This window comes from Acidovorax sp. BL-A-41-H1, assembly GCF_051942715.1.
Window position 1 is genome coordinate 1,605,618 of record NZ_JBPVJQ010000003.1, and the last position, 18,478, is coordinate 1,624,095.

Here is an 18,478-nt window from a genome sequence, read left to right on the forward strand (position 1 = left end):
ATACTAATTTTTCATATCTTGATAATTATAGATCTGCCGCCAAACGAGTCGGCCAACCGTTTCGTTCACGGTCACCGTGCTGCCCGGCGCCGACCCCTCGGTCCCATCCGCTATCTCGCGCTTGACGATAGTCCTTATGCGTCGGCCCGTGCTGTCACTTTTCGTTTCAGTGATTTCTGCCGAGTTGACGAAGAAGATAGAGGGGCCAGGAATTCCCAAAGTCGATGTGACGAATGTACTTGCACCGGTTTGTATATTGATGGCATATCGATTTCCAGTGCCCGGGGCGTTCGAGCAGGACCCTGCCGTGCTCCCAGCAGCTCCAGGAATTACCGTGTTGAAGGTGCCGTTTCTCGGACTAAGGTCGAGAATACGACTGACTGCCTTCTCTCCGGTGCTGGGCAGGTCGAAATACCAGCCTGCTCTTGAGGTCGTCGTGGCATCCGAGGCCGGCCGCCCCCAGGTGAATGCCGATACCGTAATGGCCTTTGTAGTGGTGTTAACGGAACCCGCCATAAGTCTGCCGCGCCCGCTGATGGCTGCATCACCAGCTGGTGATGAGTCTGCCGCCGATGAGCCGTTGTCATAGATGGTATAGAAGCTGTTGGTCAGTGTAGACGTGTTGTCGGAGGCCTCCAAATACTTTCCGGTGCCAAACGACACATAGAAAGTTTCTACCCCTCCTACCACGGGCCCGGTAAATATTGTGGGGGCGGCTGTAATGGGCTGCACGCTCGTGCCCGCTGCATTTTTAGCAATAAACATTGGGTAAGGAATCGGCGCCGCAGCAGTACCCTTGTTGAAGAAAGACAGTTTGTCCATCGTCCAGTCACTTGGAGACAACGCCACATTCGCTGGTGCAAAGCTCAATTTCCAAAAATTGCCGTGCATGTCGCCAAAATAGATATCAGTCACTTCACCGGCGCTACCGTACAAAGCGTTGAAGTTCACTACCCCTGGAGCCAGAGTGGCAGCAAGCGTGGTGTTTACAGGTACGGGAATTTTGTAATAGTTCGTACCTTCTGCCCAAGCCGTACCCTGTGCCTTATCGAGAGCGAGCAAAAAGATCGCAGGCTTGCCATTGGTACTAAAGCGGTTTCCGGCATCGGGTACGTAATTGTTCACACCGCTAGCTACCACTGCAAACCAACGGTATGTTGGAGTGCTGGCGGTACCGCTGATCTTGAACTTCATGATGCGAGGCTGCCCGATGACTTGCCCGATATCTGGATCGTCTGTCCGCTTGAACTCCCACATCACCTTGGATGCGCTGAAGGCCGTCGGATCCGTCACATCGAGAGCAAACACTCCCGAACCGCCACCGCCCGTGCCAGAGACCAAGACTGTTTTCCAGTCGGTCGCTAGACCAGCCGATGCGACCTGGGCTTCTCCAACGGCAATCGGTGCATCCACATAGTTTTGATGGCTCGTGGCGAACCCTGGATCAGGCAATGCTGACAGCTTCGGCCCCAGCCAACTGGGGATATATCCAAACAACTCATCCCCGTTGGTCGCATTGAAAGCGTGCAACATGCCATCGTTAGCTCCAGCGAACACTGCTGGTGTGCGGTTGGCATTCGCAGTCCGGAAAGCCACATATCCTGCGCCAGAAAAATCCAGGCTCGGTGGCCCTGAGTAGGCAACGGTGGAATTGACCACATCCCCCATCAATGAACTACGTACACGGAAGGGGTTGCCCTCCTTAATACGGCTTCCCCGTATGTAATTGAGACGGTCTTCGCCCAGTGTGTCCACCGCCGATGCAGGCGTCAATTTTCCAAGATGCGTTTGAAGCGTGGTGTCAATAGCCCCCCACGTGAAGTCCATAGCTGGGGGGTTAGCCGTCCCGCTTTCCTTGCCAACTACGATATTTCGTGTAGTGGCAGGGGATGTCCTGGTATCCAAGCGATTCGCTGCACTCCAAATGGGGGCGCCTACCACCAGCGCATTCGTGGTGGTGTTTACGCTGATAGGCTCGGCGACGACATCACCACTCCAGTTGCTCGTGTCAAAACGCGCAGTGTATCGCGCAGTGCCTGACGAGACAGTGTCGCCCGAGGCTGCGCTGCCCGCAATACTTCGAGCTGCCGAAGCTGCACGGCTAAAAATTTCATCAAAGGCGCTCAAAACGCCCCGAGCGTTACTCTGTAAATAATACGAGGATGCATCACCTGGAGCAGCAGCTTTACGCCATACGGCATTATCATCCGTTCCATCTTGGCGTTTGAACGGATTTCCGTACGTGTTATAGGGCCGCCCCCCCTGGTTTGCTGGATCGGTTTCAAAGCCTCCATATTTGGCAGCCATAAAGAACTGGTTGCGTGTACTCCGCGTGGCGTAGGAGGTAGCCCCGCCATTTTCGTTTACGTCGAAAATGATTGTTTTGACCCGCAGGCCTGGCCTTCTTTTGGCTGCATCGGTCCAATCCGAGCCACGGATATCCTTGATATGAGACCAGTATGCTGAGCCAATGATCTGGCTGGTCTGAGAACCAGTCGGCATGCTCGTATTCGCGGGATTTGGATTTGTAATCGTCCGTGTAACCCCTTGACCATCTACATATGTGCCTCCCGAGTTTCTTTCAAATCTGTCAGCTATTCCTCGCCATCCGGCAATGTCTGGAATATTGTTGGCAGCGCTTGGGGTAGGAAGTCGATTTCCGTCATGGGTATTCACATCGCCAACCACAACGATATTGCTTTTCACGCATGAGTAGTCCGACGCATTTGTCCTGCCATTGCCGTAGGGATCATCCCAGGTCGTATAGACCGGAAAACCGTCTTGCATGGCCGCTGTCATATTACTGATGGCATCTGCACTCGGCGGTAAGCCTTGCAAGTAGCGCAACGTTTCATAGTGAAGTTCACCTACCGGGTCAAAACGCTTATACCGGCCCGGAACCGGACCCGTTCTGCCAAACTTGTTGAGGTAGTTGATGACGCCACTGATAGGAGGATTCTGGGTTGTATCACCGTCAGGATTTGAGGTGAAAACACCTGTCGTCGCGCTCCACTCGGCGGCGGCATTGCCGCCGCTCGGTGTATTGTCGTTGCCATTGATGTCGAAAGTTTTTGTTCCGACATATTTCATTGGAGCCCTAAGGACTCCTCCGTAACGGCCGGCGTTGTAGCTCGCGGTTTGATCCATCAAATAGCCAAACGCAGCAAGACGCATTTGATCGCTATATTTCTGAATAACGCCGACGGGCTTGTACTTGCCGTTGGGGTATTGCTTGCACAGCCCATAATCGCGCGAATCCTGGAGTACACCACTGCCGTTCACATTGCACACTTGAACACGGGAGTAGAAAAAGCCATCCGAGTTCAAAGTGCCAGTGGTTGGCGGTGTCCACGTGCCGGTGTAGTTTCGAAAGTAGACGGTTTTGGGCAACCCTGGCGCTGGGTCGCCAAATACAGCGTTGCATCCGCTTGTGCAATTCACACCATTGTTTGCAGCAGCGACACGCCAGCTAGTACCAGCTCCGTACCAAACTTCCTTGATTCCAGAAAAGCTGCATGTGCCAGTCTCTCCGGCAATACACAGGGTCATTCCGGTTAATGGTAATGCAGTAGCAGTGCGGATTGGAGATTCAATTTGATTTCCTGAAACGGGCCCACCAAGTGTGTATGTTCCGGTGTTGCCACAGCCGCCGTCAGCGGCTGTTCCTGCCTTGAAGTAAATACGGTTGAGTGTATTTGCGACCCAGATATCATTGCCGTTGGCCTGTGTAATCATGGCCGTCGGGACAGCTCCCCAGTAAGCACCTGCACCCCCGCCGCTCGCCAAAAGCCGCTTGGCCGGGAAGTTCCCTGAGTTCCACATGCAGATGGGATCGCCATTGGGAATCACGGCCCGCTGAAGAATGGTCAAATCCGGCGTGTCGATGTAGCGATCGCCACCCGACAGGGCAAGGCGAAGCATGTCAATGGCAGAGCTCGATGCCCAGTTGAGAAAATTGCCACTGAAGGCGTTCGCGCAAGTTCGGTTAGTCGCAGGCCCTGAGCGATCAAACCGCTTGTAATCAGCCGTGGTGAGGGGGCTGGTCGCGGTTTCGGTTGGCGCATTGTTATAGTTATAGCAAGACTCGGCGTCGTAATACCCAAGGTATTCATTTGCGCTACTGTATGTGCCATCCAAGTATTGCGCACCTACCGTCGGGAATTCCACCGACAAGGCAAGTGCAAGAGTGGGTTTGTCTACTGTAGTAGCAGCGTATAAAGGCTGGTTCGCGAGATTCACCGCCGGGAACGCCGGCGGAGTCGACTGGCTGAAAGCAACAAACGAAGCAACGATAGCGAGCGGCAAAGCAGTCCAGCCAAACCAACCAACCGGCGTCGCAGGTAAGGTTGCTACGATTGCCGCGCCCAGCCGACGCAGTCGAGAGTGAGTGCCAAATTTTGCTTGGATCATAATTTTCTCAATTGCGGTAAATCATTTGGACCACTGCCTGACTTTCCGGATTGGGGCCAAAACCCATCGCTGTAACGCGATACACATACCTTGGCTGTGGTTTCGTTCTCGACACCAGTGGGTCTGGAATTGGCTCAATGACATAACGGGGAGGCCTGGAGGGTTGGACGCCATTCGTTCCAGACGGAAATGCTCGACCGGTGAAGGTGCCGAACTGCACGGTGGGGGCACTGTTACCGGTGGTAGTGAAGTTCACGGTCAACCACGCAGGTTTTCCAGTCGCGTTAAGCGCGCATAAACCTCTGCTCTGTCCGCTGGCTCCGCAATCCGTTTCGAATTTCGCGATATCGGTATCTTCAGATTTGAAAATGGCGTTGCGCTTTGTCGTTGAGGCAGCCGGCAATCCTTCGATATCGAATTCCGCATCGATCAGTGCAGCTTCTGCCGCCTGCCATGCCACTTGTTGGTCACGGTCGTTTCTAGTTCCGCGTTCACCCATCATGGCAATCTGGATACCGCTAACGCCAAGTATTGAAACGACTACAAGGATCAGCATCACTACAATCAGTGATGCTCCCGTCTGCGGTTGTATGCGGACGTGCTGGCGTGTCATCAGTAGCGTCTCGGGTGCATGCGTCATGTCAGTTTGTCTCGAGATCTTGGAAATTACGCAGGTGCACCGTGAAGGTCAGGGCTTGGCGAACCCTTCCGTCTGCTGGCGCCGTGAACTCGGTTCCAGGATCATTCGTCGCATTCGCAAATGCCGAGCCAATGACGCCTGTGGCGGAATTCTTGCTTGTTCCTAGCGGGTAAAAAACCTGCGTTTGTGGATCTACCGCGGAACCTGGCTTTGATCGCAGCACCATTCCGATTCGTATACTGCGAACGCGCCTCCAGTTTGCATACGTAGCGACATCATTTCCTGATACGGTCAACTGGTCGGCACGCAGATATCGCTCTGGAATGGAGTCAGTCGTTCCCGACGGAGCGGTTCCAGGGACGACGTTATCCACCCCATAGAGCACTTGAAATGTTTCAACGCCTTGCACCAGAGGCTGGACGTCAAACGGCGCTGCCGTCCCTCTGCTACACATTAGCGCAGGCTCGCCATCAGATGAGGCCTGGACATGAAGAATGCTGATAAACCTGTCGTCACGGCTTGTGGGGATCGCGGCGGGAGGCACTCCCAAGCAATCGATCATGGTGCCATCCGACGCTGCTGACGTTTCGGCAGCTGTACTGACTTGAGCGCGCAGAACCAGAATATCGCTATTTACGCCTGCGTCAGTTGAGCCCCAGGTTGTCCCCGCGTCCCAAGCCGACGTCGAGGCCCGTTTTCGGTTATTGATCCCGAAAACATGCGGGGGCGGATTGGGATCAAGCCCGCTGGCGGCTCCCGCCCCTCCCTTCATGTAGAACACATTTTTGAAACCTGCCTGGACGCCGAGGCGCTGAATGATGTCTTGTGCGTAGCGTGCGTTGTCACGCAGTTGCGACGCTGCATCTACGGAAAAGAATCCTTGGCGCGATACGTATAAAGCGGTAGATGCCGCCAGCGTTATCAGCAGGCCGAGCGTCATGGCGACGAGCAATTCCACCAACGTGAAGCCCTGTTGGTGGATAGGCAGGTGCACTCTTCCGGTCATGGGAGCTTTCATGATCAAGTTCCGCTTGTGGCGTTCCCGCCGGTGACAGGGAAAATGATATTCGGGACACTATTAACGTCGGACGCTCGTTCGAACGCGTCGGCTGTAGTTTTTGTTCGATCTGTTGAGCTTCGGGTCCAGCCGATTTTGATCACCACAATTTCATTTGCCCCGGTTGCATTACAGGTCCATTGCGGCATCCCCGCACTGTCGTAAGGGGCAGCGTCAAAACATATGCTTACCCTCGCTCCAGGAAGTTCTGTGTCTACACGATTGAGCCAGTCTGTCATCTCGGCCCTGGCCACCGCCAGCGGTGTCGTGCATGGTGTCGAAGTTCCGGCGCCGGAGCAGTAGGCAGCATTCGTGCCCATTGTCAGTGCACCTACGGCGAACGCGCCCAAGTAGGGGTTGTCTGCGGCATCAGGGTCAGTGCTGACCACCTTGTTGCCTCGCATCATTTCGGCAAGCTCCCTCGCGAGCACTGCTGCCTGGCCTTGTTGCCTGGCCTCCCGATTGGACTGGAGTGCAAACGCTTGCAGTCCCACCATTCCCAGCAGACCGAACGAGAGGACAACAATCGATACAAGCACTTCGACAAGCGAGAAGCCCCGAAGGCCATCGCGGCTCTTGCTTCGCGTGAAGGTTTTGGCTGTGTGGGGGTGAGCTGTCATGGTCTTGATTTTATGAAGGTTGGCTTTTGGTCGTTGTGCCGTTTGGCGGATCAAGGCTGCCGTTTGACTGTGCTGGAGCGGTAACATTGCCGGGATGGAATTGCCAAACGATCTCCGGTGGATGGATGAGGCCTTGGCTCGTGCGCAAGCGGCGATGAATATTTCCTCGCCCAACCCAAGGGTGGGTTGTGTCATCGTTTCGGCCGACGGGCAGGTACTTGGCTCTGGCAGCACGCAATCAGCTGGGCAAGCGCACGCAGAGGTGATGGCCTTGCGCGAGGTGGAGTCGCGTGGGGTGTCTGCCGAGGGCGCAACTGCATACGTCACGTTGGAGCCGTGTGCACACTTTGGCAGAACCGGCCCCTGCTGCGACGCGTTGATTCGGGCCGGGATAGGCAGGGTCGTTGCTGCGGTGAGCGACCCCAACCCGCTTGTTGCTGGGCAGGGCTTTGCAAGGCTGCGGGCGGCAGGTGTCGAGGTGTTGATTGGCCCGCGCGCAGAAGAGGCGCGCGAACTGAACATCGGGTTCTTCTCCCGCATGGTGCGTCAGCGCCCTTGGGTGCGGCTGAAGATCGCAGCGTCGCTCAATGGCGTCTCAGCGCTGAACAATGGCAAGAGCCAATGGATCACATCGGAGGCGGCCCGGTCCGATGGGCATGTCTGGAGGGCGCGTGCATGTGCCATCCTTTCTGGTACCGGGACGGTGCTCGCTGATGATCCACGCTTGACTGTTCGTCACCCTGGCGCAAGCCGGCAGCCTCATGCGGTGGTCCTCGATAGTAGGCTGCGAACCCCGCCAAGTTCAAAGCTGTTCACAACCGGCAGGGAGCACTACATCTACACGTCGGTTGCCGATGGCGGTGACAGAAGGCGGGAGTTGGAGGAGCGCGGCGCTACTGTCATTCCGTCTCCAGGCGCTGAGTCGGGGCTGGATCTTCAGGCGGTGCTGTCGGACCTGGCTCGGCGGGGCGTTAACGAACTCCATGTGGAGGCGGGGCGCGGCGTGAATGGGGGCTTCATTCAACGTGGGCTTGCGGACGAGTTGCTGGTGTACCTCGCGCCAACGTTGCTCGGAAATGGCTACGGTATGGCCGACCTCGGGGTTATGGACAGTCTTGCCCAAGGCGAGTCGCTGCAGTTCAGATCAGTCGACTGCTTGGGGCCAGACTTGCGGATCGTGGCGCGTATTGCTGGAAGCGATGATTTTTGACCGCGACTGCGAGATCCTATTGGTCTCTATTTGCGCGTGAAACCTTTGCAAGCGCCTGCATTGTTCATACCCTTGCATTCTCGGTATAACCGGCGACTCCGTTCTGCTTCAGTCTCCTCTGAAGAGCTTTTGTATACCTTCACTTTGGGCTGCGGAGGTTTCTTGAGAGGCTGTGCAGACCTTGCAGCTGTCTCATTGTTATCGTTGGGCTTGGCTGCAGCATCAGGCGCCAACGCCATCGCGGCAAGAGCGGTGCAGGCTAGCAACACTGCTTTGGCAATCAATCCGATAGCAGTAGTGTTGTGTCTGTTTCCCTGCTGCATGTATGCCCCTTTCTAGGTGCGCGAAGTTTACGTTGTCCGATTGGAGTGGCGTAAAAAAGGGGCTGTGGCTGGGCCGATTGATTGGGCTCCGCGCCATGGGGTGGGGTTTATCCATAACGGTTGCTCGGTGGGGCGTGGCGGTATGGGCGGCTCGGATACGTTCACCTCAGCGCAGCCGCTGGGTTAGCAACATGGATGCGGTACAATGGAAAGGTTTTGCACAGTGCAAGACGCACGCACGCAGCCTTTCCAGCCGCTTGCGCAAGTAAATCATGGCCTGCAGTTTTCGCTGCTCGGCCTCTCAAAGGAAAAAAATGATCGCATCCTCCATCAAGGCCGAAGTTGTCAAGGCCAATGCCCGTGCCGCTAACGACACTGGTAGCCCAGAAGTGCAAGTGGCCCTGCTGACCGCTCGCATCAACGAACTGACCCCCCACTTCAAGACGCACGCCAAGGACCACCACGGTCGTCGCGGTCTGCTGCGCATGGTCAGCCGTCGCCGCAAGCTGCTGGATTACCTGAAGGCCAAGGACGCTGACCGCTACACCGCCCTGATCGCGAAGCTGGGTCTGCGCAAGTAAGCTGTATCGCACGCGAAAACGCCTGGGTTAGTCCGCTAGCTCAGGCGTTTTTTACTTCGGAGACGGAAAACAGAGCGAAGCTGTGTCATTCCAGTGACGTCATCGCCCGGGGGGTGCAGATGGTTTCACTGGAATGGCATCGTGTTCTGAATTCGTTTCCAGTTCAGGCTGGCACAAGACTGCCAGCTATCAAAAAAGGAGCTGAACATGAGCATTTTCAATAAAGTTACCAAGACATTCCAGTGGGGCGACAAGACCGTCTTCATGGAAACGGGAGAGATTGCACGCCAGGCTTCCGGGGCCGTGCTCGTCAATATTGATGACACCGTTGTGCTGGCCACGGTGGTGGCATCCAAGGGTGCCAAGCCAGGGCAAGACTTCTTCCCGCTGACGGTCGACTACATCGAGAAGACATACGCCGCAGGCAAGATCCCCGGCAGCTTCTTCAAGCGCGAAGCCAAGCCCAGCGAGCACGAAACCCTGACCAGCCGCCTGATCGACCGCCCGATCCGTCCGCTGTTCCCAGAAGGTTTCTTTAACGAAGTCCATGTGGTCATCCACACGGTTTCGCTCAATCCTGAGGTGGACGCCGACATCGCCGCCCTGATCGCCACCAGCGCCGCGTTGGCCATCTCTGGTATCCCGTTCAACGGTCCGATCGGTGCAGCCCGCGTGGGTTACATCAATGGTGAATACGTTCTGAACCCCGGTCAGACGGCTCGCAAGAATTCGCAGATGGACCTGGTGGTGGCCGGTACCGAAGCCGCTGTGCTGATGGTGGAGTCCGAGGCGCAGCAGCTGTCTGAAGAGATCATGCTGGGCGCTGTGGTGTTCGGTCACCAGCAGGGCAACGTGGCCATCAACGCGATCCATGAATTGGTGCGTGATGCTGGCAAGCCAGTGTGGCAATGGGAAGCTCCTGCCAAGGACGAGGCCCTGATTGCCAAGGTGGGGGCCCTTGCTGACGAAAAGCTGCGTGCTGCCTACCAGATCCGCAACAAGCAGGCCCGTACACAGGCGTGCCGCGAGTCGTATGCCGCGGTCATGTCGGCCCTGAAAGCTGAAGGCGTCGAGTTTGACGCAGTCAAGGTCGAAGGCATGTTGTTCGACATCGAAGCGGGCATCGTGCGCAGCCAGATTCTGGCCGGCGAGCCGCGTATCGACGGACGCGACACCCGTACCGTGCGCCCCATTGAGATCCGCGGCAGCGTGCTGCCACGTGCCCACGGTTCGTCGCTCTTCACGCGCGGCGAAACCCAGGCGCTGGTGGTGACCACGCTCGGCACCGAGCGCGATGCGCAGCGCATCGATGCACTGGCTGGCGAATACGAAGACCGCTTCATGATGCACTACAACATGCCTCCCTTTGCCACGGGCGAAGTGGGTCGCATGGGTTCGACCAAGCGTCGCGAAATCGGCCACGGCCGTCTGGCCAAGCGCGCCCTGGTTGCCGTGCTGCCGACGAAGGAAGAGTTTCCCTACACCATGCGTGTGGTCTCGGAGATCACCGAGTCCAACGGTTCGTCGTCGATGGCTTCGGTCTGCGGCGGCTGCCTGTCGCTGATGGACGCTGGCGTGCCCATGAAGGCGCACGTCGCAGGTATCGCGATGGGCCTCATCAAGGATGCCAACCGCTTTGCTGTGCTGACCGACATTCTGGGTGACGAAGATCACCTGGGTGACATGGACTTCAAGGTGGCCGGTACCACCGCAGGCATCACTGCGCTGCAGATGGACATCAAGATCCAGGGCATCACCAAGGAAATCATGCAGGTGGCACTGGCCCAGGCAAAGGAAGCCCGCATCCACATCCTTGGCAAGATGCAGGAAGCCATGGGCGAAGCCAAGACTGAGGTCTCCAACTTCGCGCCCAAGCTGTACACGATGAAGATCAACCCCGAGAAGATCCGCGACGTGATCGGCAAGGGCGGTTCGGTCATCCGTGCGCTGACCGAGGAAACCGGTTGCCAGATCAATATCGAAGAAGACGGCACCATCACCATCGCGGCCACCGACAACGCCAAGGCCGATGAGGCCAAGCGCCGCATCGAGCAGATCACGGCCGAAGTCGAAATCGGCAAGATCTACGAAGGCCCCGTGACCAAGATCCTGGACTTCGGTGCACTGATCAATCTGCTGCCCGGCAAGGACGGCCTGCTGCACATCAGCCAGATCGCACACGAACGCGTCGAGAAGGTGTCTGACTACCTGACTGAAGGCCAGATCGTGAAGGTCAAGGTCATGGAAACCGACGAAAAGGGCCGTGTCAAGCTGTCGATGAAGGTTCTGGCAGACCGTCCAGCAGGCGGTAGTGATCGTCCGGCCCCTGCCGAGCGCGGCGACCGCGAACCACGCCGCGACCACGGTCGTGACCGTCAGCCTGCTGAGCAGCAGCAGCAGCAACAGGGCATGCCAGTCGGCGGTTCGTCCGACCAGCTGGCTGGTTGATCGAGGGCAGGGCGCTCGTCAACATCTGCTATTGATTTGATAGCTGCCGGTGCTTATAGCATAAGCACCAGGCGGTAATATCATTCAAAAAACCCATGAATGGCCACATGCACGCGGTAGAAATCACTTCGTTTGGAGCGCCCGACGTCCTTCGTCTTGGCGAGCGGCCAGTGCCGCAGGCGGGCGCGGGCGAGCTACTTATCCGCGTCAGCGCCAGTGGCATCAACCGCCCGGATGTGCTGCAGCGGCTGGGACACTATGCCCCGCCGCCGGGCACGTCTGACTTGCCGGGTCTGGAGGTCGCTGGGGTCATTGAGGCGGGCGATGCAGCTGCGATGGCCGAGGCGGGGTTCCGCATTGGCGACCGTGTCTGTGCACTGGTGGCGGGCGGCGGCTATGCGCAGTGGTGCGTAGCCCCGGTTGAACAGTGTCTGCCAGTGCCTGAAGGGCTGAGTGAAGTGGAGGCGGCCTCGCTGCCGGAGACGTTTTTCACGGTGTGGAGCAACGTGTTCGACCGCGGACGCCTGCAGCCCGGGGAAAGCCTGCTGATTCAGGGCGGCACCAGTGGCATCGGTGTGACGGCCATCCAGCTGGCGCGCGCTTTTGGTGCGACGGTGATCGCCACTGCCGGCAGCGACGCCAAGTGCGCGGCGTGCCTGTCGATGGGCGCTCACCACGCCATCAATTACAAGTCGCAAGACTTCGTGGCCGAAGTGCAGCGCATCACCGCCGGCAAGGGTGTGGATGTCGTGCTCGATATGGTCGGCGGAGACTACGTGGCCCGTGAGGTCGAGTGCCTCGCGGAAGACGGGCGCATCGTGATCATCGCGGTTCAGGGGGGCATCCAGAGCGGGTTCAACGCAGGCTTGGTGCTCCGTCGGCGGCTGACCATCACGGGTTCAACGCTGCGGCCGCGTCCGGTCGCGTTCAAAGGCGCCATCGCACGCGCCCTGCGCGAGCATGTCTGGCCCCTGCTCGAATCGGGCGTGGTCAAGCCGGTGATTCACAGCACGTTTGCAGCTGCGGACGCGGCCCAGGCCCACACGCTGATGGAATCCGGCCAACATACTGGCAAGATCGTTTTGACGTGGTAACCCCACGGAGCCAACCATGCAGTCCAAGAAAAAACTCATAGCAGGCAACTGGAAGATGAATGGCGGCCTGGCTGCCAACCAGGCCTTGTTGACGGCCATTGCTGCCGGCCTTGCTGATGCGCAGTGCGATGTCGCAGTGGCGGTGCCTGCTCCTTATCTGGCACAGGTTCAGGCGCAGGTGTCCGGTTCGGTCATCGGCGTTGCGGCGCAGGACTTATCGGCCCATGAATCCGGTGCCTACACCGGCGAGGTCTCGGCGTCGATGCTCAAGGAGTTCGGTGCCCGCTATGTGCTGGTCGGCCATTCCGAGCGCCGCCAGTATCACTACGAGTCCGACGCCGATGTGGCCCAGAAGGCGCAGCGTGCACTGGCGGCCGGTATCACGCCCATCGTCTGCGTGGGCGAAACGCTGCAAGAGCGTGAGGCCGGCGAGACCGAGGCTGTCGTCAAGCGTCAGCTGGCCGCAGTCATTCACCTCAACGGGCATTGCATCAGCGAAATCTTGGTGGCTTACGAGCCAGTGTGGGCGATTGGTACCGGGCGCACGGCGTCACCCGAGCAAGCGCAGGCCGTTCACGCCGTGCTGCGTAAGCAGCTTGCAGCCGCGAGCGAGCACGCAGACCGCATCCGCCTTCTGTACGGTGGCAGCATGAACGCGGCCAATGCAGCCCAACTGCTGGCCCAGCCGGACATTGATGGCGGGCTGGTCGGCGGTGCGTCGCTGAAGGCGCCAGACTTTTTGCAGATCATCCACGCAGCGCGCTGAAGCCGCGGTGCACAAATTATTCAATCAGGAGTGAACAGAGAATGAACGTGATCGTGAATGTGGTGTTGGCTGTCCAGATGTTGACGGCCCTCGGGATGATTGGTCTTATCCTCATCCAGCATGGCAAGGGTGCTGACATGGGTGCGGCTTTCGGCAGCGGCAGCTCGGGCAGCCTGTTCGGTGCCAGCGGCAGCGCGAACTTCCTCTCGCGTACAACGGCTGTGCTGGCGGCGGTCTTCTTCGTGGCAACGCTGGCCCTGGCTTACTTTGGCAATGCGCGCCCGGCTGGCGCGGGTAGCGTGCTCGAGACGCCTGCAGCAGTGGCTCCGGCAGCTGGCGCTCCAGCTTCTGATGCCGCCATTGCGCCTGCTGCACCTGCATCTGGTGCCGCCCAGATCCCCACCAAATAAACTTTACAAAATTGCCTGCTCCGAACCGGAGCAGGGTTTTTCCGGAGTAGAATTCCGGATTGTCTGGAAAGCCAAAACCGCAAGGTCCTCATGCCATCCAGATACAAAAATCAGCCGTCGTGGTGAAATTGGTAGACACGCTATCTTGAGGGGGTAGTGGCGAAAGCTGTGCGAGTTCGAGTCTCGCCGACGGCACCAAACAAAGGCCTGCCTGCACGCCCCGCACGAGGGGTCTGACGGGTAAGGCCACAGCGGTGAGCACATCCTCAAGATGAACCTCGATCAGTACCTCCCCGTCCTTTTGTTCATCTTGGTTGGCATCGCCGTTGGCGTAGTGCCCCTGGCTTTGGGTTACATCCTTGGCCCCAACCGGCCTGATGACGCCAAAAATTCCCCTTACGAATGCGGCTTCGAGGCCTTCGAAGACGCCCGCATGAAGTTTGATGTGCGCTACTACCTGGTGGCCATCCTCTTCATTCTTTTCGATCTCGAAATCGCCTTTCTGTTCCCCTGGGCTATCGCTCTCCATGAAGTCGGCATGACCGGTTTTGTGGCGGTGGTCATTTTCTTGGCCATTCTGGTCGTGGGTTTTGCCTACGAATGGAAAAAGGGCGCGCTCGATTGGGAATGAGCAGGCTGCAACAAGGATGATGCAATGATTGAAGGCGTGATGAAGGAAGGCTTCATCACCACGAGTTACGACTCGGTGGTGAACTGGGCCAAGACTGGCTCGCTTTGGCCAATGACTTTCGGCCTGGCGTGCTGCGCGGTCGAAATGATGCATGCGGCTGCCGCTCGTTATGACATCGGCCGCTTTGGCGCAGAGGTGTTCCGCGCCAGTCCCCGGCAGTCTGACCTGATGATCGTTGCGGGCACGCTTTGCAACAAGATGGCACCGGCCTTGCGCAAGGTGTACGACCAGATGTCCGAACCCCGCTGGGTTCTCTCAATGGGCTCCTGTGCCAACGGTGGCGGCTATTACCACTACAGCTATTCCGTGGTTCGCGGCTGTGACCGTATCGTCCCTGTGGATGTCTACGTGCCCGGTTGCCCACCCACTGCAGAAGCTCTGATCTACGGGATCATCCAGTTGCAGCAGAAGATCCGGCGTACCAACACCATTGCGCGTGTCTGAAGGGTTGATGATGTCTGCATTTGCCATTCGTCCTGAAAAGCTCAAGGACAACATTACCGCTGCGCTTGGCTCCCGGTTTCGCGAAATCAATGTGGCCCTCGATGAGGTGACGGTTGTGGTCGCGGCGTCCGATTACGTGGAAGCCATGCAGCTTTTGCGCGATGCTGAGGGTTGCCGCTTCGAGCAACTCGTCGACCTGTGTGGCGTCGATTACTCTTCGTACGGCGATGTGCCCAACGAGGGCGCGCGCTACTGCGTGGTTTCCCATCTCCTGTCGGTGAGCCTCAACCAGCGCGTGCGCGTGAAGGTGTTCTGCGCGGATGATGATTTCCCCATGGTGCCTTCGGTGGCAGAGCTGTGGAACTCAGCCAACTGGTACGAGCGCGAGGCTTTCGACCTGTTTGGCATCGTTTTTGATGGCCACAACGACCTGCGCCGCATCCTGACCGACTACGGTTTTATCGGGCACCCGTTCCGCAAGGACTTCCCGTTGTCGGGACACGTCGAGATGCGCTATGACGCCGAACAAAAGCGCGTGGTGTACGAGCCGGTATCCATCGAGCCGCGTGAAATCACTCCGCGCATCATCCGCGAAGAAAAATATGGAGGCCTGCACTGAGTCGCCCCGCGCCTCAAGTGATCCATCATGGCTGAAATCAAGAACTATTCCCTGAACTTCGGGCCGCAGCATCCGGCCGCGCACGGTGTGCTGCGCCTTGTGCTGGAGCTCGACGGCGAAGTGGTGCAGCGTGCAGACCCGCATATCGGTCTTCTCCACCGTGCGACCGAAAAGCTGGCGGAGCACAAGACGTACATCCAGTCGCTACCGTACATGGACCGTCTGGACTACGTGTCCATGATGTGTAACGAGCATGCGTACTGCCTGGCCATCGAAAAGCTGCTGGGGCTGGAAGTGCCCGTGCGTGCGCAGTACATCCGCGTGATGTTCTCGGAAATCACGCGGTTGCTGAACCACCTCATGTGGCTGGGTTCGCACGGCAACGATTGCGGTAGCTCCACCATCCTGATCTACACCTTCCGCGAGCGTGAAGACCTGTTCGACATGTACGAAGCAGTCTCGGGCGCGCGCATGCACGCCGCCTATTTCCGTCCGGGTGGTGTGTATCGCGACCTGCCGGACAGCATGCCGCAGTACAAGGTCAGCAAGATCAAGAACGCCAAGGCACTGGAGGCGATGAACCAGAACCGCCAGGGTTCGCTGCTGGATTTCATCGACGACTTCACACGCCGCTTCCCCGCGTGCGTGGACGAATACGAAACGCTGCTCACGGACAACCGGATCTGGAAGCAGCGCACGGTTGGCATTGGCGTGGTGCCGCCTGAGCGCGCACTGAACCTTGGTATGACTGGCCCGATGCTCCGTGGCTCAGGCATCGCATGGGATCTGCGCAAGACCCAGCCCTACGATGTATACGACCGCGTTGACTTTGACGTGCCCGTGGGCAAGACCGGCGACTGCTACGACCGCTACCTGGTGCGCGTGCAGGAAATGCGCGAATCCAACCGCATCATCAAGCAATGCGTGGACTGGCTGCGCGCGAACCCCGGCCCGGTGATCACCGACAACCACAAGATTGCCCCGCCAGCCCGCGAATCGATGAAGGCAAACATGGAGGAGTTGATCCACCATTTCAAGCTCTTCACCGAAGGTTTCCGTGTGCCCGAAGGCGAGGCATATGCGGCCGTCGAGCATCCCAAGGGTGAGTTTGGTATCTACATCGTGAGCGATGGCGCCAACAAGCCGTACCGCCTGAAGATCCGCGCGCCCGGTTTCGCCCATCTGGCCACGCTCGATGAGATGGCACGCGGTCACATGATCGCGGACGCGGTGGCCATCATTGGCACCATGGATATCGTGTTCGGAGAGATTGACCGATGATTACCGAAGCCACGCGCGCACGCTTTGCCCGTGAGGTCGCCAAGTACCCCGCCGACCAAAAACAATCGGCGGTCATGGCTTGCCTGGCGATCGTCCAGCAGGAACAAGGCTCCGTCAGCACCGAGAGCGAAGCTGTCATCGCCGAGTATCTGGGCATGCCGCAGATCGCCGTGCGCGAAGTCACGACGTTCTACAACATGTACAACCAGCGGCCGGTGGGCGCGTTCAAGCTGAACGTGTGCACCAACCTGCCGTGCCAGCTGCGTGACGGTCAAAAGGCGCTGCACCACCTTGAACACAAGCTGGGCATTTCGGCTGGTGAAACCACAGCCGACGGCCTGTTCACCTTGCAGCAGTCGGAGTGTCTGGGCGCTTGCGCTGATGCGCCCGTCATGCTCGTGAACGATCGCGCAATGTGCAGTTTCATGGACAACGACAAGCTGGACCAACTCATTGACGGGCTCCGCGGCAGCCAAGAGGCTGTCTCGGCGACCCAGGCAAAGGGCGAGTGATGACCACCACCGCAGCACAGATTCTTTCGCAGTTCCAGGCGACAGGCGTACAGACCTGTTTCCACGACCGCCACATTGAGCCGCAGATCTATGCGGGCCTTGATGGAACCAACTGGAGCCTCAAAGACTATGAGGCCCGCGATGGCTATCAGGCGCTTCGCCGCATTCTTGGCCAGGACGGCACCGAAGGTCTGACGCAGGATCAGGTGATCGCGACGGTCAAGGAGTCTGGACTCCGTGGTCGCGGCGGCGCGGGTTTTCCGACTGGTCTCAAGTGGAGCTTCATGCCCCGCTCTTTCCCTGGGCAAAAGTACCTGGTCTGCAATTCCGATGAAGGCGAGCCGGGCACCTGCAAGGACCGCGACATACTGCAGTTCAATCCGCATATCGTGATTGAAGGGATGATCATCGCGGCCTACGCGATGGGTATCTCGGTGGGATATAACTACATCCACGGCGAAATCTTCCAGACGTACGACCGGTTTGAAGAGGCTCTGGAAGAAGCTCGCGCCGCCGGTTATCTGGGCGACAAGATCCTCGGCAGCAACTTCAGCTTTCAGCTGCACGCCGCACATGGTTTTGGTGCATACATCTGCGGCGAAGAAACGGCTTTGCTGGAGTCGCTCGAAGGTAAAAAGGGGCAGCCCCGCTTCAAGCCGCCATTTCCGGCCAGCTTCGGGCTTTACGGCAAGCCGACCACGATCAACAACACCGAAACGTTTGCTGCGGTACCGTGGATCATCCGCAACGGCGGCGCCGCTTACCTTGCCTGCGGCAAGCCAAACAATGGCGGTACCAAGATTTTCTCGGTGTCCGGTGACGTCGAGAAGCCAGGCAACTACGAGGTTCCACTGGGCACCCCGTTCTCCAAGCTGCTGGAACTGGCCGGCGGCGTGCGCAAGGGGCGTCAGCTCAAGGCCGTGATCCCCGGTGGATCGTCTTCGCCCGTGCTGCCGGCCTCCATCATCATGGATTGCACGATGGACTATGACTCCATTGCCAAGGCCGGCTCCATGCTCGGTTCCGGCGCGGTGATCGTGATGGATGACTCGCGTTGCATGGTGGAGAGCCTGCTCAGACTCTCCTACTTCTACATGCATGAATCCTGTGGCCAGTGCACGCCCTGCCGTGAGGGCACAGGCTGGATGTGGCGAGTGATTGACCGTATTCAGCACGGTCACGGACGCGATACCGATCTGGACCTGCTCAATTCGGTGGCTGACAACATCCAGGGGCGCACGATTTGCGCACTGGGCGATGCCGCAGCCATGCCGGTCCGCGCAATGATCAAGCACTTCCGCCCCGAGTTCGAGGCAATGATCCAGAACGGGGCGTCGCGCACTGCGGCCTCCGTCTGATCGCGGGAAAACAT

At 58.3% G+C, this 18,478-nt stretch carries 16 protein-coding genes and 1 tRNA gene; 13 read left to right on the top strand and 4 right to left on the bottom strand.

The genetic code is table 11. The annotated features are described in order from the left end of the window. Positions 1-3 precede the first annotated feature (3 nt). The 4 genes from ACTPOI_RS08160 to pilV are packed head-to-tail and all read right to left on the bottom strand — an operon-like array spanning position 4 to position 6,727. Positions 4-4,410 (bottom strand): pilus assembly protein, encoded by a 4,407-nt coding sequence (locus tag ACTPOI_RS08160; RefSeq protein WP_440108092.1) that lies wholly within the window; start codon positions 4,408-4,410, stop codon positions 4-6. A 7-nt stretch (positions 4,411-4,417) separates the two neighbouring features. Next, the gene (locus ACTPOI_RS08165; protein ID WP_440108093.1) at positions 4,418-5,050 is read right to left on the bottom strand and encodes a pilus assembly PilX family protein; all 633 of its coding nucleotides are present in this window, start codon (positions 5,048-5,050) and stop codon (positions 4,418-4,420) included. Between the two features lies 1 nt (position 5,051). Further along, on the bottom strand, positions 5,052-6,068 hold the full coding sequence (locus ACTPOI_RS08170; protein WP_440108294.1) for a PilW family protein: 1,017 nt from the start codon (positions 6,066-6,068) through the stop codon (positions 5,052-5,054). A gap of 2 nt (positions 6,069-6,070) precedes the next feature. Further along, positions 6,071-6,727, bottom strand: coding sequence for a type IV pilus modification protein PilV (gene pilV, locus ACTPOI_RS08175; protein ID WP_440108094.1), 657 nt, complete (start codon positions 6,725-6,727; stop codon positions 6,071-6,073). 94 nt (positions 6,728-6,821) lie between these two features. On the opposite strand from pilV, the gene ribD reads away from it, so the two are divergent. The 13 genes from ribD to nuoF all read left to right on the top strand — a co-directional run bounded on the left by ribD (position 6,822) and on the right by nuoF (position 18,464). Continuing rightward, complete coding sequence (gene ribD / locus ACTPOI_RS08180) at positions 6,822-7,937, top strand: bifunctional diaminohydroxyphosphoribosylaminopyrimidine deaminase/5-amino-6-(5-phosphoribosylamino)uracil reductase RibD (RefSeq protein WP_440108095.1); 1,116 nt, start codon at positions 6,822-6,824, stop codon at positions 7,935-7,937. A 637-nt stretch (positions 7,938-8,574) separates the two neighbouring features. Beyond that, on the top strand, positions 8,575-8,841 hold the full coding sequence (gene rpsO, locus ACTPOI_RS08185) for a 30S ribosomal protein S15 (protein ID WP_005793232.1): 267 nt from the start codon (positions 8,575-8,577) through the stop codon (positions 8,839-8,841). A 207-nt stretch (positions 8,842-9,048) separates the two neighbouring features. Continuing rightward, complete coding sequence (gene pnp / locus ACTPOI_RS08190) at positions 9,049-11,289, top strand: polyribonucleotide nucleotidyltransferase (protein ID WP_440108096.1); 2,241 nt, start codon at positions 9,049-9,051, stop codon at positions 11,287-11,289. 107 nt (positions 11,290-11,396) lie between these two features. Continuing rightward, positions 11,397-12,383: an NAD(P)H-quinone oxidoreductase gene (locus ACTPOI_RS08195; protein ID WP_440108097.1), complete on the top strand. Its 987-nt coding sequence runs from the start codon at positions 11,397-11,399 to the stop codon at positions 12,381-12,383. Between the two features lie 16 nt (positions 12,384-12,399). Then, the gene (gene tpiA, locus ACTPOI_RS08200) at positions 12,400-13,149 is read left to right on the top strand and encodes a triose-phosphate isomerase (RefSeq protein WP_440108098.1); all 750 of its coding nucleotides are present in this window, start codon (positions 12,400-12,402) and stop codon (positions 13,147-13,149) included. Between the two features lie 41 nt (positions 13,150-13,190). Next, positions 13,191-13,559 (top strand): preprotein translocase subunit SecG, encoded by a 369-nt coding sequence (secG, locus tag ACTPOI_RS08205; RefSeq protein ID WP_440108099.1) that lies wholly within the window; start codon positions 13,191-13,193, stop codon positions 13,557-13,559. Positions 13,560-13,672: 113 nt separating this feature from the next. Next, positions 13,673-13,757, top strand: a tRNA-Leu gene (locus ACTPOI_RS08210). A gap of 73 nt (positions 13,758-13,830) precedes the next feature. Beyond that, positions 13,831-14,190 (top strand): NADH-quinone oxidoreductase subunit A, encoded by a 360-nt coding sequence (locus ACTPOI_RS08215; RefSeq protein ID WP_069105203.1) that lies wholly within the window; start codon positions 13,831-13,833, stop codon positions 14,188-14,190. A gap of 24 nt (positions 14,191-14,214) precedes the next feature. Continuing rightward, positions 14,215-14,694, top strand: a complete 480-nt coding sequence (locus ACTPOI_RS08220) for a NuoB/complex I 20 kDa subunit family protein (protein ID WP_007849129.1) — start codon at positions 14,215-14,217, stop codon at positions 14,692-14,694. Positions 14,695-14,704: 10 nt separating this feature from the next. Further along, positions 14,705-15,313 (top strand): NADH-quinone oxidoreductase subunit C, encoded by a 609-nt coding sequence (locus tag ACTPOI_RS08225; protein ID WP_440108100.1) that lies wholly within the window; start codon positions 14,705-14,707, stop codon positions 15,311-15,313. 27 nt (positions 15,314-15,340) lie between these two features. Then, positions 15,341-16,594, top strand: coding sequence for an NADH-quinone oxidoreductase subunit D (locus ACTPOI_RS08230; protein WP_440108101.1), 1,254 nt, complete (start codon positions 15,341-15,343; stop codon positions 16,592-16,594). After that, complete coding sequence (nuoE, locus tag ACTPOI_RS08235) at positions 16,591-17,106, top strand: NADH-quinone oxidoreductase subunit NuoE (protein WP_440108102.1); 516 nt, start codon at positions 16,591-16,593, stop codon at positions 17,104-17,106. The genes ACTPOI_RS08230 and nuoE overlap by 4 nt, the downstream gene beginning before the upstream one ends. Beyond that, positions 17,106-18,464 carry an NADH-quinone oxidoreductase subunit NuoF gene (gene nuoF, locus ACTPOI_RS08240; protein WP_440108103.1) on the top strand — a complete coding sequence of 453 codons (1,359 nt, stop codon included), beginning with the start codon at positions 17,106-17,108 and terminating at the stop codon, positions 18,462-18,464. Before nuoE ends, nuoF begins: the two co-directional genes overlap by 1 nt. Positions 18,465-18,478 lie beyond the last annotated feature (14 nt).

Excerpts from the sequence above, each read along its gene's own strand:
- pnp (WP_440108096.1), top strand. The coding sequence starts at position 9,049 with ATGAGCATTTTCAATAAAGTTACCAAGACATTCCAGTGGGGCGACAAG.
- pilV (WP_440108094.1), bottom strand. The coding sequence starts at position 6,727 with ATGACAGCTCACCCCCACACAGCCAAAACCTTCACGCGAAGCAAGAGC.
- ACTPOI_RS08230 (WP_440108101.1), top strand. The coding sequence starts at position 15,341 with ATGGCTGAAATCAAGAACTATTCCCTGAACTTCGGGCCGCAGCATCCG.
- ACTPOI_RS08160 (WP_440108092.1), bottom strand. The coding sequence starts at position 4,410 with ATGATCCAAGCAAAATTTGGCACTCACTCTCGACTGCGTCGGCTGGGC.
- nuoF (WP_440108103.1), top strand. The coding sequence starts at position 17,106 with ATGACCACCACCGCAGCACAGATTCTTTCGCAGTTCCAGGCGACAGGC.
- rpsO (WP_005793232.1), top strand. The coding sequence starts at position 8,575 with ATGATCGCATCCTCCATCAAGGCCGAAGTTGTCAAGGCCAATGCCCGT.
- ACTPOI_RS08225 (WP_440108100.1), top strand. The coding sequence starts at position 14,705 with ATGTCTGCATTTGCCATTCGTCCTGAAAAGCTCAAGGACAACATTACC.
- nuoE (WP_440108102.1), top strand. The coding sequence starts at position 16,591 with ATGATTACCGAAGCCACGCGCGCACGCTTTGCCCGTGAGGTCGCCAAG.
- ACTPOI_RS08195 (WP_440108097.1), top strand. The coding sequence starts at position 11,397 with ATGCACGCGGTAGAAATCACTTCGTTTGGAGCGCCCGACGTCCTTCGT.
- ACTPOI_RS08165 (WP_440108093.1), bottom strand. The coding sequence starts at position 5,050 with ATGACGCATGCACCCGAGACGCTACTGATGACACGCCAGCACGTCCGC.
- ACTPOI_RS08220 (WP_007849129.1), top strand. The coding sequence starts at position 14,215 with ATGATTGAAGGCGTGATGAAGGAAGGCTTCATCACCACGAGTTACGAC.
- ribD (WP_440108095.1), top strand. The coding sequence starts at position 6,822 with ATGGAATTGCCAAACGATCTCCGGTGGATGGATGAGGCCTTGGCTCGT.
- ACTPOI_RS08215 (WP_069105203.1), top strand. The coding sequence starts at position 13,831 with ATGAACCTCGATCAGTACCTCCCCGTCCTTTTGTTCATCTTGGTTGGC.
- secG (WP_440108099.1), top strand. The coding sequence starts at position 13,191 with ATGAACGTGATCGTGAATGTGGTGTTGGCTGTCCAGATGTTGACGGCC.
- tpiA (WP_440108098.1), top strand. The coding sequence starts at position 12,400 with ATGCAGTCCAAGAAAAAACTCATAGCAGGCAACTGGAAGATGAATGGC.
- ACTPOI_RS08170 (WP_440108294.1), bottom strand. The coding sequence starts at position 6,068 with ATGAAAGCTCCCATGACCGGAAGAGTGCACCTGCCTATCCACCAACAG.